Origin of the sequence: Pseudarthrobacter sulfonivorans (assembly GCF_031454915.1) — a bacterium.
Classification (GTDB): Bacteria; Actinomycetota; Actinomycetes; order Actinomycetales; family Micrococcaceae; genus Arthrobacter; species Arthrobacter sulfonivorans_C.
In genome coordinates, this window is the sequence record NZ_JAVDRS010000006.1 from 296174 (window position 1) to 311758 (window position 15585).

Here is a 15585-nt window from a genome sequence, read left to right on the forward strand (position 1 = left end):
ATGAACACCCAGACCCGCGAGACCACGTCCATGAGTGATGCCCAAAGCAAGGCCGGCACGCTGATCGAGGCGCTGCCCTGGATCCAGCGCTTCGCCGGCAGCACCATGGTGATCAAGTACGGCGGCAACGCCATGGTCAACGACGAGCTGCGCCGTGCGTTCGCCGAAGACGTCGTGTTCCTGCACCATGTGGGGATCCACCCTGTGGTGGTCCACGGCGGCGGCCCGCAGATCAACTCCATGCTGGCGCGGCTGGGCATCGAGTCTGAGTTCAAGGGCGGCCTTCGGGTCACCACACCCGAAGCCATGGACGTGGTCCGTATGGTCCTCACCGGCCAGGTGGGCCGCGAGCTGGTTGGCCTGATCAACTCCCACGGGCCCTACGCGGTGGGCATGTCCGGCGAAGACGGCGGCCTGCTCCGCGCCGTCCGCACCGGAACTGTCATCGACGGCGAGGAAGTGGACCTGGGCCTGGTGGGCGAAGTGGTGGGCGTGAACCCGGAAGGCATCCTGGACATCCTGGCGGCGGGCCGCATCCCGGTTATTTCCACTGTGGCGCCTGAAATCGAGTCCGACGGCGAGACCGCGGCCGGCGAGGTTCAGACCACGGGACAGGTCCTCAACGTCAACGCGGACACGGCAGCGGCCGCCGTGGCCGAAGCCCTCGGGGCATCCAAACTGGTGATCCTCACCGACGTCGAAGGCCTGTACGCCAACTGGCCGGACAGGACCTCGCTCATTTCCTCCCTGACGGCGTCGGAATTGCGCGAGCTCCTGCCGTCCCTGGAGTCCGGCATGATCCCCAAGATGGAAGCGTGCCTCAAGGCCATCGACGGCGGAGTGGAACGCGCGCACATCGTGGACGGCAGGCTGCCGCACTCCATGCTCCTGGAAACCTTCACCACCGCCGGAATCGGCACCCAGGTGGTCCCCGACGAGGAAGTGAACGCATGAACGAGATCCAGCAAACCCCCGTGGTTGAGCTAGCCGAAACCCCGGTGACCGAGCTGGTCGAAACCTCGGGCCACACCAGTGGAGCCGAGTGGCTGGCCCGCTACTCCACGTCGCTGATGGGTGTTTTCGGCACGCCGCAGCGTGTGCTGGTCCGGGGCGCCGGCTGCCTCGTATGGGACGCCGACGGCAAGGAATACCTGGACCTGCTGGGCGGCATTGCCGTCAACGCCCTGGGCCATGCCAACCCGTTTGTCACGTCCGTGATCTCCAGCCAGCTGGCCACCCTGGGACACGTCTCCAACTTCTTCACCAGCCCCACCCAGATTGCGCTGGCCGAAAAGCTGCTGGCCCTGGCTCACGCCCCGGCAGGCTCGAAGGTTTTCTTCGCCAACTCCGGCACCGAGGCTGTCGAGGCGGCCTTCAAACTGGCGCGGCGGAACAGCACCGGCCCCAGCGGTTCACCCCGGACCAAGATCATCGCCCTCGAGGGTGCATTCCACGGGCGCACCATGGGGGCTCTGGCCCTGACAGCCAAGGAAGCCTACCGTGCGCCCTTCGAGCCGCTGCCCGGCGGCGTGGTCCACATCCCGTTCGGCGATGTCGCAGCCTTGGAAGCCGCCATCGACGAGACGGTGGCCGCTGTCTTCCTGGAACCCATCCAGGGCGAGGCGGGCGTCCGGCCCCTGCCCGCCGGCTACCTGAAAGCAGCCCGCGAGGCGACCACCAACGCCGGGGCACTACTGATCCTGGACGAGGTCCAGACCGGCATCGGCCGCACCGGCAAGTGGTTCGCCAGCGAGGACGCCGGAATCGTGCCGGACGCTATCACCCTGGCCAAGGGCCTGGGCGGCGGGTTCCCCATCGGCGCGCTGGTCACCTTCGGTGAGCAGACGTCGTCGCTCCTGGGCGCAGGCCAGCACGGCAGCACTTTCGGCGGCAACCCGGTGGCGACGGCGGCCGCCCTGGCCACGCTGCACGCGATCGAAAGCCAGCGGGTGCTGGAAAACGTCGCGAAGGTGGGGGAGTACCTCCGCGCCGGGCTGGCCGACGTCCACGGCGTCACCGAAGTCCGCGGCGAAGGCCTCCTGATCGGCTTCGACCTGGACGCCGATGTGGCACCTGCCGTAGTGACCGCCGGCCTGGACGCCGGCTTCATCGTCAACAGCCCGGGCCCGCGCACCATCCGGCTTGCCCCGCCGCTGGTCCTCACCACGGAACAGGCCGGCACCTTCCTCGCCGCCCTTCCGGCCCTCCTCCAGACAGCTAAGGACGCGCAGTGACCCCTGTAGTTTCTTCCACTGGCACCGCCAGCACCACCCGCCATTTCCTGAAGGACACCGACCTCAGCCCGGCCGAGCAGGCCGAGGTCCTGGAACTTGCCGTCCGGATGAAGGCCGCACCGTACAGCGTGCAGCCTTTCGCCGCGGAGGGGAACGGCCGCAAGACCGTGGCTGTCATCTTCGATAAAACCTCCACGCGCACCCGGGTGTCCTTTGCCACCGGCATCGCGGACATGGGCGGCAACGCCCTGATCATCAACCCCGGCGAAGCCCAGATCGGCCACAAGGAATCGGTGGAGGACACCGCGAAGGTCCTGGAACGCATGGTCTCCGCCATCGTGTGGCGCACCGGAGCCCACTCGGGCCTGGTGGCCATGGCGGAAAACTCCAAGGTGCCGGTCATCAACGCCCTGTGCGATGACTACCACCCGTGCCAGCTCCTTGCAGACCTGCTCGCGGTCAAGGAACACAAAGGCGAACTCAAGGGCCTCACCATGGCCTACCTCGGCGATGCCGCCAACAACATGGCCAACTCGTACCTGCTGGCTGGCGTCACCGCCGGGATGCACGTCCGCATCGCCGGGCCCGAAGGCTACCTCCCGGCCGCCGGGATTGTCGCTGCGGCAGAGGAACGCGCCGCCCAGACCGGCGGGTCCGTGCTGGTGACCACCGATGCTGCGGAGGCCCTCAGAGGTGCCGACGTCGTGGCCACGGACACGTGGGTCTCCATGGGCCAGGAAGCGGAAAAGGAAGCCCGGCTGCAGCTGTTCCAGGAGTACTCCGTCGATGAGGCGGCGATGGCACACGCGGCGGATGACGCCGTCGTGCTTCACTGCCTGCCCGCGTACCGCGGCTACGAGATCTCCGCCGGCGTCATCGACGGCCCGCAGTCCATCGTGTGGGACGAGGCCGAGAACCGGCTCCACGCCCAGAAGGCCTTGATGGCATGGCTCATGCACCGGTCCGGACTCGCCGTGGTGGATGGGCTGGCGCCGGTTGATGGGCTGGCGCCGGCGGATGGGCTGGCGCCGGAGGCCGGCAGCTAGTGTCCGTTCCGTCAGCTGCGCCGGGCTCCAGCCCGGCCACCAAAACGGCCCGCCAGGCGCGCATCACCGCCATCCTGACGGGTGAATCAGTGCGCTCCCAGGCGGAGCTGGCCGCGTTGCTGGCGGACGACGGCGTCCAGGTCACCCAGGCCACCCTGTCCCGGGACCTCGTGGAACTCGGCGCTGTCCGCGTCCGTGGCAAGGAAGGCGTGCTGGTCTACGCCGTCCCCGGCGAAGGCGGCGAACGTGCCGCCAAAAGCGGCGTCAGCCAGGAAATCCTCGATGCCAGGCTGGCCCGGCTGTGCAGCGAACTGCTGGTCACCGCGGAAGCATCGGCCAACATCGCGGTACTCCGGACCCCACCCGGTGCGGCCAACTTCCTGGCCCTGGCCATCGACCACTCGGTGATGCCGTCCATCCTGGGGACCATCGCCGGTGACGACACCGTGCTGCTGGTCTCCCGGGATCCGCAGGGCGGGCAGGACCTCGCCGTCCGGTTCCTCCAGCTGGCTGAGGAAGCCGGCGGCAGCCAATAATCCCCGCAGCCGCACCTCCCGCCTGGATGTGACAGGCTTTCCCTAAGCGTTTTCCCTGAAAATCCCCAGACAACATTTACCAACCCCAACATGAGGAGCATTTAAGTGACTGAGCGTATTGTTCTGGCCTACTCCGGTGGCCTTGATACTTCCGTAGCCATCGGCTGGATCGGTGAAGCCACCGGCGCCGAGGTCATCGCCGTAGCGGTTGACGTCGGACAGGGCGGCGAGTCGCTGGAAACCATCCGCCAGCGCGCCCTGGGCTGCGGCGCCGTCGAGGCCTACGTGGCCGACGCGTCCGACGAGTTCGCTGACGAGTACTGCATGCCCACGCTGAAGGCCAACGCCCTCTACCAGGGCCACTACCCGCTGGTCTCCGCCATCTCCCGGCCGGTCATCGTCAAGCACCTGGTCAAGGCTGCCCGCGAATTCGGCGCCACCACCGTTGCCCACGGCTGCACCGGCAAGGGCAACGACCAGGTCCGCTTCGAAGTGGGCATCCAGACCCTCGGCCCGGACCTGAAGTGCATCGCCCCGGTCCGCGACCTCGCCCTGACCCGCGACAAGGCCATTGCCTTCGCCGAGGAAAAGGGACTGCCGATCGAGACCACCAAGAAGAACCCGTACTCGATCGACCAGAACGTCTGGGGACGCGCCGTCGAAACCGGCTACCTCGAAGACATCTGGAACGCCCCCACCAAGGACATCTACGACTACACCGCCACCCCGGAATTCCCGCCGGCACCGGATGAAGTCACCATCTCCTTCGAAGCCGGCGTGCCGGTCGCGATCGACGGCGTCCGGGTCACCCCGCTGCAGGCCATCAAGGAACTGAACCGCCGTGCCGGCGCCCAGGGTGTGGGCCGGATCGACGTTGTCGAGGACCGCCTCGTGGGCATCAAGTCCCGCGAAATCTACGAGGCACCGGGCGCCATGGCTTTGATCACCGCGCACAAGCACCTCGAGGACATCACGGTGGAGCGCGAGCAGGCCCGCTTCAAGGCCACTGTTGGCCAGCGCTGGGCCGAGCTGGTTTACGACGGCCAGTGGTTCTCCCCGCTGAAGCGCTCCCTGGACGCCTTCATCGAGGACACCCAGAAGTACGTCTCCGGTGACATCCGCATGACCCTGCACGGCGGCCAGGCGATCGTCAACGGACGCCGCTCCGACACTTCGCTGTACGACTTCGACCTCGCCACCTACGACACCGGCGACACGTTCGACCAGTCCATGGCGCGCGGCTTCATCGAGCTGTGGGGCATGTCCGCCAAGGTTGCTTCCGGCCGCGATATCCGCGTCGCAGGAAAGTAAGCACCGGTGGTTGAGCCTGTCGAAACCCAGAAAGCGGAAGCGACGAACACCGGTGCGCTGTGGGGCGGCCGGTTCGCCGGCGGCCCCGCGGATGCCCTCGCCGCACTGAGCAAGTCCACGCACTTTGACTGGCGGCTGGCCCGCTACGACATCGCCGGTTCCCAGGCGCACGCCCGCGTGCTGCACAAGGCCGGACTGCTGGACGACGCCGAGCTCAAAGGCATGCTTGACGCCCTGGGCCGGCTGGACGAGGACGTAGCTTCGGGTGCATACCTGCCCGCCGAATCGGATGAGGACGTGCACGGGTCACTGGAGCGTGGCCTGATCGAGCGTGCCGGTACCCAGCTGGGCGGCAAGCTCCGCGCCGGCCGGTCCCGCAACGACCAGGTTGCCACGCTGGGCCGCATGTTCCTGCGTGACCACGCCCGGATCATCGCACGCGGCGTCCTCGCAACCATCGAGGCGCTGGTGGACCAGGCCAAGGCGCACCAGGGAGTGGCCATGCCCGGCCGCACGCACCTGCAGCACGCCCAGCCGGTCCTGCTCAGCCACCACCTGCTGGCCCACGCCTGGGCGCTGCTGCGCGATGTGCAGCGGCTCCAGGACTGGGACAAGCGTGCCGGCGTTTCGCCCTACGGTTCCGGTGCCCTCGCGGGCTCCTCGCTGGGGCTGGACCCGGAAGCAGTTGCTGCTGACCTGGGCTTCTTCTCCGCAACCCACAACTCGATCGACGGCACAGCCTCCCGCGATGTTTTTGCCGAGTTCGCCTGGGTGACGGCCATGATCGGCGTGGACCTGTCCCGCGTGTCGGAGGAAGTCATCCTGTGGGCCACCAAGGAGTTCTCCTTTGTGACCCTGCACGATTCCTACTCCACGGGTTCGTCGATCATGCCGCAGAAGAAGAACCCGGACGTAGCTGAGCTGGCCCGCGGCAAGGCGGGCCGCCTGATCGGCAACCTGACCGGGCTGCTTGCGACGCTCAAGGGCCTGCCGCTCGCGTACAACCGTGACCTTCAGGAGGACAAAGAACCGGTCTTCGATGCCGCCGACACCCTGGAACTGCTGCTCCCGGCTGTCTCGGGCATGATCGCCACCCTGAAGTTCAACACGGAGCGGATGGAGTCCCTGGCGCCCCAGGGCTTCGCGCTGGCCACGGACATTGCCGAATGGCTGGTCCGGCAGGGTGTTCCGTTCCGCGAGGCCCACGAGCTCTCCGGAGCGGCCGTCAAGCAGGCCGAAAGCCGGGACGTGGAGCTGTGGGACCTGACGGATGAGGAATACGCTGCCATCTCGGAGCACCTCACGCCGGAGGTCCGCACGGTCCTGTCCACCGAGGGATCGCTCAACAGCCGCAACTCCCAGGGTGGAACAGCACCCGCCGCCGTCGAACGCCAATTGCTTGCCCTCGAAGGCGAGCTTGCCGGCGTGCGGGAGTACGCAGCCTAACCATCACGCGAAGGGGCCCACGCCGGCAGGGTTCCCTGGCCGAGCTTGCGAGGCTAGGGTGCCGGTGGGGACTTAATGCGGGTTTTCCGGCGATGCTCGTTACCGTTTCTCAAGAAAGGTAACGAGCATTGTGCGTTAACCGCCAAGCGCTCCCGGCTACCATTGCGCCATGAGCGACGCCTTCCGCAGCCACCTCCGGGCCCTGCCCGATTTTCCCGCCGGCCTGCCGGACTTCGACCCCGCCACGGCGCCCGCCGATCCGGTGGCCCTGTTCAAACTGTGGCTGGAGGAGGCACTGGCTGCCGGAGTGCTGCAACCGCACGCCTGCAGCCTGGCCACGGCGGACGGCAACGGCCAGCCGTCCGCCAGGATGTTGATCCTGAAGGACATCGACGACGACGGCTGGCACTTCGCCACGTCCCGTACCTCACGGAAGGGCCAGGAACTCTCGGTCAACCCCGCCGCGGCCCTGAACTTCTACTGGCCGCAACTGGGCAGGCAGGTCCGGGTGGCCGGACCGGTGGTCGAGCTGTCTGCCGAGGCGTCGGCGGCGGACTGGCGGGCGCGGCCCGCAGCAGACGGCAGCCACAATCCGGACTGGCAGCTCTACGCGCTCAGGCCGACGGAACTCGAGTTCTGGCAGGCACGCCACGACCGGCGGCACATCCGGCACCGCTTCGGCCCGGACGGAATTCCGCTCGGTTAGGATGGGCGCCATGACCGCTCCCACACCGGATGCACTCCTTGCCGAACTGCACAAAGCCGCCGACGCCGTGGCCTCCACAGCCGCGAAATTCTCCGATGAGGACATCAAGGCGCCATCGGCGCTCCCAGGCTGGACCAGGGGGCACGTTCTGGCGCATCTCCAAGGCATTTCCAACGCCATGGCCCGGCAGTTGGAACATGCGGCCCACGGCGAAACCGTCGAGCTGTACGACGGCGGCCAGGACGGACGCGACAAGGCCATCGAGATAGCCGCCGGCCACAGCACGGACGCCCACCGCGCGGATCTGAACGCGGGCCTGGACCGAGCGCTGAGGGCTTTTGACTCCCTGGATGGCGGCGCCGGCTGGCAGGCCCCCATTGCCTACCGCGGGGGAGTGGTTCTCGACGGCGGGCTGGCACTGTGGCGTGAACTGGTCATCCATACTGCCGACCTAAACGCCGGACTTGGCCCGGAGACCTGGAGCCGGCAATTCTGCGAGCACCTTTTCGACTTCCTGGCTGCCCGGGTAGCGCCGGGCGACAAACTGGTGGTGCAGCCACTCGCGCTTCCCCCCATAGCCCTTGGCGACGGCGGCCGCTCCACCGTCATCAGCGGCATGATCACTGACATCGCGGCCTGGCTGGCCGGCCGTGAACCGTCACTCGGCAGTTTGCGGGCGTCAGCCGCTGCGGACGGAGTGGACCTCCCGGAGCTGCTGCCCTGGCCTTCCGGGACCCCCGAAGCGAAGTAAGGGCTACACCGCTTCGCGGGCAAGCATGTTTTCCTTGGCCTCCCGCGCGAGCAGGCTCTCCTTGATTGCCAGTCCCCAGCGGAATCCGCCCAGCGAACCGTCAGTACGGATCACGCGGTGGCACGGCACAAACAAGGCCGCGGCATTGAAGGCGCAGGCGCTGGCCGCAGCCCTGACCGCCTTGGCATTTCCTGACAATTCGGCGTACTCGGTGTACGTCACCGGCGCCCCCGGACGCACCGTCCTCAGCACATCCCAGGCGTGCGACCGGAACGGCCCCGACTTCTGCAGCACGGGAACAGCCATGGCCAGCGCGGGGTCTCCGGCGTAGAAGGCTTCCACGGCCCGCGAAATCGGGCCCAGATCGGTCACGGCCTCAACATCGGCCGGACGCAGCTCCGGGTGGATCTGCCCGGTCAGCTCACCGGGTTCGGCGGTCCAGCCGGAGGCCAGGACTACGCCATCCTGGGCAAGGATGGTGAAGGGACCGTCCGGGGTGGACATCGTCAACAGCTGGGCTTTCATTGGATCGCTTTCTCTGGAACGTTGTGTTCACGAACGTGGGACTTCGGCGCGGCGGCGGCGCGCCACAGGTGCATGGTGGCATAGGAACGCCACGGGCTGACTTCCCGGTAATCCGGAGCTGGGCTGCCGGGCCCAGGCGTGGTGGCTCCTGGCCCGGTGGCGTCCAGGGCGAGTGCCCGGATTCCGTTCCGCACGGCGGCGTCGTTGGCCAGGAAGACGTCCGGGGCGCCGAGCACACGCATGGCAACGTAACCCACCGTCCACGGACCCACGCCCGGAAGGGGGAGCAGTTTGGCCTCCAGTCCCGGCAGGTCATCTCCGTAGCCGAAATCCAACTGGCCGCCGGCAAGGGCTGCTGCGGCCGAACGGAGCGCGTCAATCCGCCGTTGCGGACCGCGCAGCAGGGAGTAGCCCGAGTCAGCGATCCCGGCTGCGGTGGGAAACAGCCGGTCCAGCCCCTCGCCGGGAACCAGGCTGGGGCTGCCGGCTGCGGACAGCTGCGTCAGCGCCGTCCGGGCCGCGGCAACAGTGATCTGCTGACCGATCATGGCCCTGATGAGGAGTTCATGCGGATCCACGGCCCCGGGCATCCTCATGCCCGGAACGCGTGCCACTGCGGCTGCCAGGCGGGGATCCGCAGCCAAGGCGTTGTCGATCGCGACGGGGTCGGCGTCGAGGTCGAAAAGCCGCCGCACCCTGCTCAGCAGCGCCGGCAGGTCGCGCAGGTCCACCGCACCGATGGTGAGAGTCAGCGGCCGTCCCGGCGCGCCGTCGTCGTAATTTACGCTGAAGCGGGCATCGCCGTGGGGGAGCCTCAGGGTTCGGGCGTACGACGTCGGCGTGCCCGCCTCGATCCCGGGGATGGCACGGACCGCGAGGAAGAGAAAGATGCCGGGATCGAACGGTTCGCGGTACGGCAGGCTCAGCGTCAGCGACGTCGCGGCGACGGGCGAAGCCCCGGGCCTGTGGTGCCGCGCGGTGGCACGCAGGGCGGTGGGCGTCATGGCGAAGACCTCCACCATGGTGTCGTTGAACTGCCGGACGCTGCTGAAGCCGGACGCGAAGGCGATGTCTGCCAGCTTCATGGACGTGGACACCAGCAAGGTGCGCGCGGTCTGGGCACGGCTGGCCCGGGCCAGGGACAGCGGTCCTGCACCGAGTTCGTGGCTGAGGATCCGGTTCAGCTGGCGCGCCGAATACCCCAGCCGGGCAGCCAGGCCCTCCACCCCGTCACGGTTGATGACGCCGTCGTTGATCAGGCGCATGGCCCGGCCGGCGATGTCCTGCCTCACGTTCCAGGCGGGCGTCCCGGGGACCGCCTCGGGGAGGCACCGTTTGCAGGCCCGGTAGCCGGCGTCGTGCGCTGCGGCGGAGGTCTCGTAGAAGGTGACGTTGGCTGCTTTGGGGGTCCGGGCAGGGCAGGACGGGCGGCAGTAGATCCCGGTGGTGCGGACAGCGGTGTAGAACTGCCCGTCGAAGCGGGTGTCCCGCGCGTCGATCGCGCGGTAGCGCTGCCAGAAGTCCATCCCCCTATCCTGCCAGCCCCGCGCCGGGCCTGCTAGCGGAAATCGGACATCGCCGTAAGCGTTCGGTAGAGTCGGTGCATGAACGTCAGCAGCAGTCCCACGGGACCGGAACAGTCTCCGGACGCGCTCAGACAGTTCCTGGCCGGTGATGCGCGGACGGTCGCTCCGCTGCTGCTCGGGTCGGTGCTCCGCCACAGCAGCCATGAGGGGACGGTGTCCATACGGATCACCGAGTTGGAGGCCTACATGGGCCCCGGCGACTCCCTGCACCCGGATCCTGGGTCCCACACGTTCCGCGGCCCGACGCCACGCAACGCGCCCATGTTCGGGCCGGCAGGGCTCCTCTACGTCTACTTCACGTACGGGATGCACTACTGCGCCAACATCGTCTGCGGCCCAGCGGGTACGGCATCTGCTGTCCTGTTGCGGGCGGGCGAGGTGGTGGAGGGGCAGCACCTGGCGCACGTAAGGCGGCCGACGTCGAAATCACCAATCGACCTGGCGAGCGGTCCCGCCCGGCTCGCCACAGCCCTGGCCCTCACCACCGCTGACAGCGGACGGGACGCACTGGCGGAGCCCTTCGAGCTGCGGCTCCCGGCAGTTCCGGCGCAAACCTATAGCTCCGGTCCCAGGGTGGGAGTTTCCGGCGACGGCGGCTCCACCGACTATCCGTGGCGTTTCTGGCTGCCGGGGGATCCCACTGTGTCGCGCTACAAGGCCGCGAAGGTCCGGCAGGCGTAGCTCGCGGCCTCTTGGCCTGCATAGCGGCCTTGATCACCGGGCTGGTCGTCGGCATGATCCCCATCCTGGTTGTGATAGCTGCCGCGCTGCGCACATTACGGGCGTCGCAGCGGAAAGCCACCCGCTCGACGTGGAGGACGTCGAACGCAAACGCGAGAAGGGCATGCTTGCTCGCCGGATTGACGTGGCTGCCCCAGAACTGCCTGCCGAAGAAGGTTCCACCCACCTCAACCCGCTGCTGGCCGGCGTCGAACGCGTTCAGGGCGGTGGTGCCCAGGAGCGCTCCTGCCCGTTGGTCAGCCACAGGGAAGGCAAGGCTGGCCGGATCTGCAATTTTGGCCTCAAACAGCCCTGCAAGATCGCCTGCGGTGGATGGCAGCGGTGCCGCCATGCCGGCCCACATCGTGGTGTCCACGAAGTCAAACAGCGCATCAGCATGCCGCCGTGCCAGCGGGATAAGGGAAAGCCCGTACCCGGTCAGGACTGTCTCGTGGTGCATTGCAGTATTGATTCAGGTGCAGGTCAGGGCCGAAACGGCTGGGGGCTGCCGGAAAAATGAACATTAGATGACATCGGAGGCACCGGGAAGGGCGGGCACGTTAACCGAAATGGTTGTAGAATGGACGGTCTGTCTTTTGCGATAGGGGAACGTTTAATGCTCGACGCCGATTTGGCCCACGAACGCGATTATGTTGCTGGCTTGTATGCACGGCTGGAAGAGCTTCGTGATGAAAAGCGCAAGCAGTTGGCGCAGGTCCGCCGGGCCGGTGCCGTGGGCACCATGCAGAATGTTTCCGAGCGTGACGCCTTCGCCGCGCTCTATGAGGACCGCCTGGCACAGCTTGATGCGGTGGATGACAGGCTGGTCTTTGGCCGCCTCGACCTGGATTCCGGTGAGGCCCAGTACATCGGCCGTATCGGCCTGACCACCGATGACCTGCAGCGTCTCATGGTGGACTGGCGCGCGCCCGAAGCCGGCCACTTCTACCAGGCAACGGCATTTGACCGGCAGGGCGTCCGGCGCCGGCGTCACCTCATCCTCCAGGGCCGCGAAGTCAAAGCCATCGAGGATGACGTACTGGACGCCGAAATGCTGGCGGACAACGCATCGCTGCAGGGCGAAGGAGCGCTGCTGGCGGCGCTTGACTCCAAACGCACCGGCCGGATGTCGGACATTGTCGGCACCATCCAGTCCGAGCAGGACCGCATCATCAGGTCCTCCATCTCTGGCGCCCTGGTGGTTCAGGGTGGTCCCGGCACCGGCAAAACCGCTGTGGCACTGCACCGCGCCGCCTACCTGCTGTACACGCACCGCGAGCGGCTGAAGACTGCCGGGGTGCTGCTGGTGGGGCCGTCGTCGTCGTTCATGAAGTACATCGAACGTGTGCTTCCCTCGCTCGGCGAGACCGGCGTGGTCATGGCCAGCGTGGGGCGCCTGATGCCCGGCATCCACGCTGTGGCTGAGCCTGAGGCGGACGTCGCGGCCATCAAGGGGCGGCTGGACATGGCCAAAGTTGTGGCCAACGCCGTGGCGAACCGGCAGCGGATCCCGGCTGAGGACCGCCTTTTGGAGGTCGACGGCCGCAAACTGGTGCTGACGCCCCGGCAGGTAAGCCGTGCACGCGAACGTGCCCGGTCCACCGGCAAGCCCCACAACGAGGCACGCCTGACGTTCGTCAAAATCCTGCTCCGCGAGCTGACGGAGCAGATGACGGAGCTGGTGGAGGCCGGGAGCATCGGCAACAATGCCGATCGGTCCTACCTGGCCGAGGACGTCCGCACGGCGCGCGACGTCCGGATCGCGCTGAACCTGTGCTGGATGCCCATGACTCCGGAGAAGCTGATCACCGAACTCCTGAGCAAGCCCGCGGTGCTGGCCGCCTGCACACCGCACCTTAGCCTCAAAGAGCAGTCGCTGCTGCTGCGCCCGGCTGATGCCCCCTGGACGGAGGCGGACGTCCCGCTGCTGGACGAGGCGGCCGAGCTTCTGGGCGAACTCGACCCTGCGGCGAACCGTGGGCTCGCCCAGCAGGAGCATGACCGTGCCCGTGATCTCGCCAACGCCAAGCAGACGCTGGTGAACATGGAGCACATGGGCGTTGACGTCATGATGACCGCGGAGGAACTGGCCGACCAGAACCAGGAGCGCGAGAACCGGCAGACCGCCGCCGAACGTGCCACCACCGACCGCACATGGGCTTTCGGGCACATCGTGGTGGACGAGGCGCAGGAACTCTCGCCGATGCAGTGGCGCCTCCTGGTCCGCCGTTGCCCGCTGAAGTCCTTCACCATTGTGGGGGATATTGCCCAGACGAGTTCCGTTGCCGGAGCCAACTCCTGGCAGGGTGCCTTGGCGCCCATGTTCGGTGACCGCTGGCAGCTGGAGGAGCTGACGGTCAACTACCGTACGCCGTCACAGATCGCCGAAGCCGCAGCCCGTATGGCCAACGCCGCCGGACTCGTGGTGTCCGCGCCGAAGGCCGTCAGGGAGGGGCGTTGGTCGCCTGTCATCGACAAGGTTGATAGCGGCCAGGTGGTGCGCCGCCTCGTGGAGGTGCTCCCCGAGGAGCTGGAAGCGCTCGACGGCGGCCTGCTTGCGGTTATTGCCGACGGTGACCTCCTGCCTGCAGCCACCTCCGCACTCCGCGCCGTATACGGCCGGCGCATCGGCAACGGGGCGGGCAGCTACGAACAGGACATCGTGGTCATCAGTCCGCGCGAGGCCAAGGGGCTCGAGTTCGACGGCGTTGTGGTGCTGGAACCCTCCGAGATGCTCAACCAAGAGCACGGCCGGGTGGGGGACTTGTACGTGGCCATGACCAGGCCCACCCAGCGGCTGCGGCTGATCGCCGCGAAAGGCATTCCCGCAGGGATTGAGCGCTGAGCTGATCAGCTTTTGCCCTTCTGACGCAAGGTGCCGTTCATGACGGCGCCGGGCGTCGTCGATCCTGCTAACTTAGAAGTCGTGTCAGAACTCAACGATCTCGAATCCCAGCAGAACGACCCCACCTTCGCCAATATTTGGCAGGAGCTGAAATGGCGCGGCCTGGTCCACGTCTCCACCGATGAAGCGGAACTGGAAAAGCTCCTCGCCGGTGAGCCGTTTACTTATTACTGCGGGTTCGATCCCACGGCACCGAGCCTGCACCTGGGCAACCTTGTCCAGCTCCTGGTGATGCGCCGCCTCCAGCTGGCCGGCCACAAGCCGCTGGGACTCGTTGGTGGTTCGACAGGGCTGATCGGTGACCCGCGGCCAACAGCCGAGCGCACACTGAACACCAAGGACACCGTAAATGAGTGGGTCGGCTACCTGCAGGCCCAGGTACGCCGCTTCCTGAGTTTCGACGGCGCCAACGCCGCACGCATGGTCAACAACTTGGACTGGACCGCTCCCCTGAGCGCCATTGATTTCCTGCGGGAGATCGGGAAGCACTACCGAGTGGGAACCATGCTTCGCAAGGATGCGGTGGCTTCCCGCCTCAGCTCCGACGAGGGCATTAGCTACACGGAGTTCAGCTACCAGATCCTGCAGGGCATGGACTACCTCCAGCTCTTCCGCGATTACGGCTGCATGCTGCAGACCGGCGGCTCGGACCAGTGGGGCAACCTCACCAGCGGCACCGAACTGATCCGCAAGGTGGAGGGCAAGACTGTCCACGCCCTGGGTACGCCCCTGATCACCAACTCGGACGGCACCAAGTTCGGCAAGAGTGAGGGCAACGCCATTTGGCTAGACGCCGGCATGTGCAGCCCCTACGCCTTCTACCAGTTCTGGCTTAACACCGCCGACGCCGATGTGGTGGACCGGCTGAAGGTCTTCACGTTCCTGAACCGCGCCGAGATCGAAGCGCTTGCCGCATCCGTGGCTGAGCGCCCGTTCGCTCGGGAGGGTCAGCGGAAGCTGGCGTTCGAGGTCACCTCGCTGGTGCATGGAGTTGAGGCAACTGAGAAGGTCATCGCCGCCTCGGCTGCCCTCTTTGGCAATGGTGACCTGGCCGCGCTGGACAGGCCCACGCTCGAAGCCGCGACGTCGGAGCTCCCGTCCGCCCGGATCCAGGTGGACGGCCTGGGGATCGTTGATCTGCTGGTGGCTTCGGGCCTGTCAGACAGCAAATCTGCTGCCCGGCGTACCGTCAGCGAAGGCGGTGCCTATGTGAACAACGAGAAGGTGTCCGATCCGGAAGCTGTTATCTCCGAAGATGAACTGTTGCACGGGCAGTACCTGCTGTTGCGCCGGGGCAAGAAGAACCTCGCAACGGTGGAGGTTCTGGTCCCTTAGGCCCGCTGCCACGTCAATGCACGCTCCTCCGCAGCCGATTTGCACGGCCGCGGGGGAGCGTGTATTGTTTTCTGAGTCGCCGCCGGTGAGTGGTGACAAACCCCCTTCAAATGAGAAGCGATTCATCATGTGCAAAGCACGGAGATGGTGGAGAGCTTCGTTTTTTGCTGGGCGGATTCAGTTTGTTGAGTGAATATCCGGAAAATAACCGGGATTTGCAAAGTAAACTTGAATGAACTAAAGTATAAACATCGCAGCGAAGAAAAGCGAAACAAAAGAATTCATTTACTGAATTGTTTCGGGGAGTATTCGAATGTGTCTGTTGTTTGAGAACTCAATAGTGTGCCAAGTTTGTTGATACCAATTTATTATTAATTGGTTGAATTGATTGGATCCGCCACCCCGTGGTGTGGTCTGGTTTTTACAGCTGGTTTCAAATTTTGCAGCCTTCTTCTTCCGTTATTTCCGGGGGTGTTGGTTGTGT

13 protein-coding genes and 1 pseudogene are annotated in these 15585 nt (G+C 66.4%); 11 read left to right on the forward strand and 3 right to left on the reverse strand.

Annotated elements, in window-relative coordinates:
• From argB to J2808_RS15305, 8 genes are all read left to right on the forward strand, one after another.
• On the forward strand, positions 1–954 hold the full coding sequence (argB, locus tag J2808_RS15270) for an acetylglutamate kinase (protein WP_309818281.1): 954 nt from the start codon (positions 1–3) through the stop codon (positions 952–954).
• Complete coding sequence (locus J2808_RS15275) at positions 951–2234, forward strand: acetylornithine transaminase (protein ID WP_309818283.1); 1284 nt, start codon at positions 951–953, stop codon at positions 2232–2234. Before argB ends, J2808_RS15275 begins: the two co-directional genes overlap by 4 nt.
• Complete coding sequence (argF, locus tag J2808_RS15280) at positions 2231–3280, forward strand: ornithine carbamoyltransferase (RefSeq protein ID WP_309818285.1); 1050 nt, start codon at positions 2231–2233, stop codon at positions 3278–3280. The genes J2808_RS15275 and argF overlap by 4 nt, the downstream gene beginning before the upstream one ends.
• Positions 3280–3816 (forward strand): arginine repressor, encoded by a 537-nt coding sequence (locus J2808_RS15285; RefSeq protein WP_309818286.1) that lies wholly within the window; start codon positions 3280–3282, stop codon positions 3814–3816. The genes argF and J2808_RS15285 overlap by 1 nt, the downstream gene beginning before the upstream one ends.
• Before the next feature lie 105 nt (positions 3817–3921).
• Positions 3922–5127 (forward strand): argininosuccinate synthase, encoded by a 1206-nt coding sequence (locus tag J2808_RS15290; protein ID WP_309818288.1) that lies wholly within the window; start codon positions 3922–3924, stop codon positions 5125–5127.
• A gap of 6 nt (positions 5128–5133) precedes the next feature.
• Positions 5134–6573, forward strand: coding sequence for an argininosuccinate lyase (gene argH, locus J2808_RS15295; RefSeq protein ID WP_309818290.1), 1440 nt, complete (start codon positions 5134–5136; stop codon positions 6571–6573).
• A 169-nt stretch (positions 6574–6742) separates the two neighbouring features.
• The gene (locus J2808_RS15300; protein WP_309818292.1) at positions 6743–7279 is read left to right on the forward strand and encodes a pyridoxine/pyridoxamine 5'-phosphate oxidase; all 537 of its coding nucleotides are present in this window, start codon (positions 6743–6745) and stop codon (positions 7277–7279) included.
• A 10-nt stretch (positions 7280–7289) separates the two neighbouring features.
• Complete coding sequence (locus tag J2808_RS15305) at positions 7290–8030, forward strand: maleylpyruvate isomerase family mycothiol-dependent enzyme (RefSeq protein WP_309818295.1); 741 nt, start codon at positions 7290–7292, stop codon at positions 8028–8030.
• Positions 8031–8033: 3 nt separating this feature from the next.
• On the opposite strand, the gene J2808_RS15310 is transcribed toward J2808_RS15305, so the two are convergent.
• Together J2808_RS15310 and J2808_RS15315 are read right to left on the reverse strand one after the other, a co-directional pair.
• Positions 8034–8555 carry a methylated-DNA--[protein]-cysteine S-methyltransferase gene (locus tag J2808_RS15310; protein WP_309818297.1) on the reverse strand — a complete coding sequence of 174 codons (522 nt, stop codon included), beginning with the start codon at positions 8553–8555 and terminating at the stop codon, positions 8034–8036.
• Positions 8552–10081 (reverse strand): DNA-3-methyladenine glycosylase 2 family protein, encoded by a 1530-nt coding sequence (locus J2808_RS15315; RefSeq protein WP_309818298.1) that lies wholly within the window; start codon positions 10079–10081, stop codon positions 8552–8554. Before J2808_RS15315 ends, J2808_RS15310 begins: the two co-directional genes overlap by 4 nt.
• Before the next feature lie 78 nt (positions 10082–10159).
• Here J2808_RS15315 and J2808_RS15320 point away from each other — a divergent pair, with 78 nt between their 5' ends.
• On the forward strand, positions 10160–10822 hold the full coding sequence (locus tag J2808_RS15320) for a DNA-3-methyladenine glycosylase (protein ID WP_309818300.1): 663 nt from the start codon (positions 10160–10162) through the stop codon (positions 10820–10822).
• A gap of 133 nt (positions 10823–10955) precedes the next feature.
• On the opposite strand, the pseudogene J2808_RS22285 reads toward J2808_RS15320, so the two are convergent.
• Positions 10956–11321 (reverse strand): annotated as a pseudogene (locus J2808_RS22285) (GNAT family N-acetyltransferase); the annotation flags it as partial.
• A 156-nt stretch (positions 11322–11477) separates the two neighbouring features.
• On the opposite strand from J2808_RS22285, the gene J2808_RS15330 reads away from it, so the two are divergent.
• Positions 11478–13706, forward strand: coding sequence for a HelD family protein (locus J2808_RS15330; RefSeq protein ID WP_309818304.1), 2229 nt, complete (start codon positions 11478–11480; stop codon positions 13704–13706).
• Between the two features lie 81 nt (positions 13707–13787).
• Positions 13788–15101, forward strand: a complete 1314-nt coding sequence (gene tyrS, locus J2808_RS15335; protein ID WP_309818305.1) for a tyrosine--tRNA ligase — start codon at positions 13788–13790, stop codon at positions 15099–15101.
• Positions 15102–15585: the final 484 nt, after the last annotated feature.

Excerpts from the sequence above, each read along its gene's own strand:
- argB (WP_309818281.1), top strand. The coding sequence starts at position 1 with ATGAACACCCAGACCCGCGAGACCACGTCCATGAGTGATGCCCAAAGC.
- J2808_RS15275 (WP_309818283.1), top strand. The coding sequence starts at position 951 with ATGAACGAGATCCAGCAAACCCCCGTGGTTGAGCTAGCCGAAACCCCG.
- J2808_RS15300 (WP_309818292.1), top strand. The coding sequence starts at position 6,743 with ATGAGCGACGCCTTCCGCAGCCACCTCCGGGCCCTGCCCGATTTTCCC.
- J2808_RS15305 (WP_309818295.1), top strand. The coding sequence starts at position 7,290 with ATGACCGCTCCCACACCGGATGCACTCCTTGCCGAACTGCACAAAGCC.
- J2808_RS15310 (WP_309818297.1), bottom strand. The coding sequence starts at position 8,555 with ATGAAAGCCCAGCTGTTGACGATGTCCACCCCGGACGGTCCCTTCACC.
- J2808_RS15315 (WP_309818298.1), bottom strand. The coding sequence starts at position 10,081 with ATGGACTTCTGGCAGCGCTACCGCGCGATCGACGCGCGGGACACCCGC.
- J2808_RS15320 (WP_309818300.1), top strand. The coding sequence starts at position 10,160 with ATGAACGTCAGCAGCAGTCCCACGGGACCGGAACAGTCTCCGGACGCG.
- J2808_RS15330 (WP_309818304.1), top strand. The coding sequence starts at position 11,478 with ATGCTCGACGCCGATTTGGCCCACGAACGCGATTATGTTGCTGGCTTG.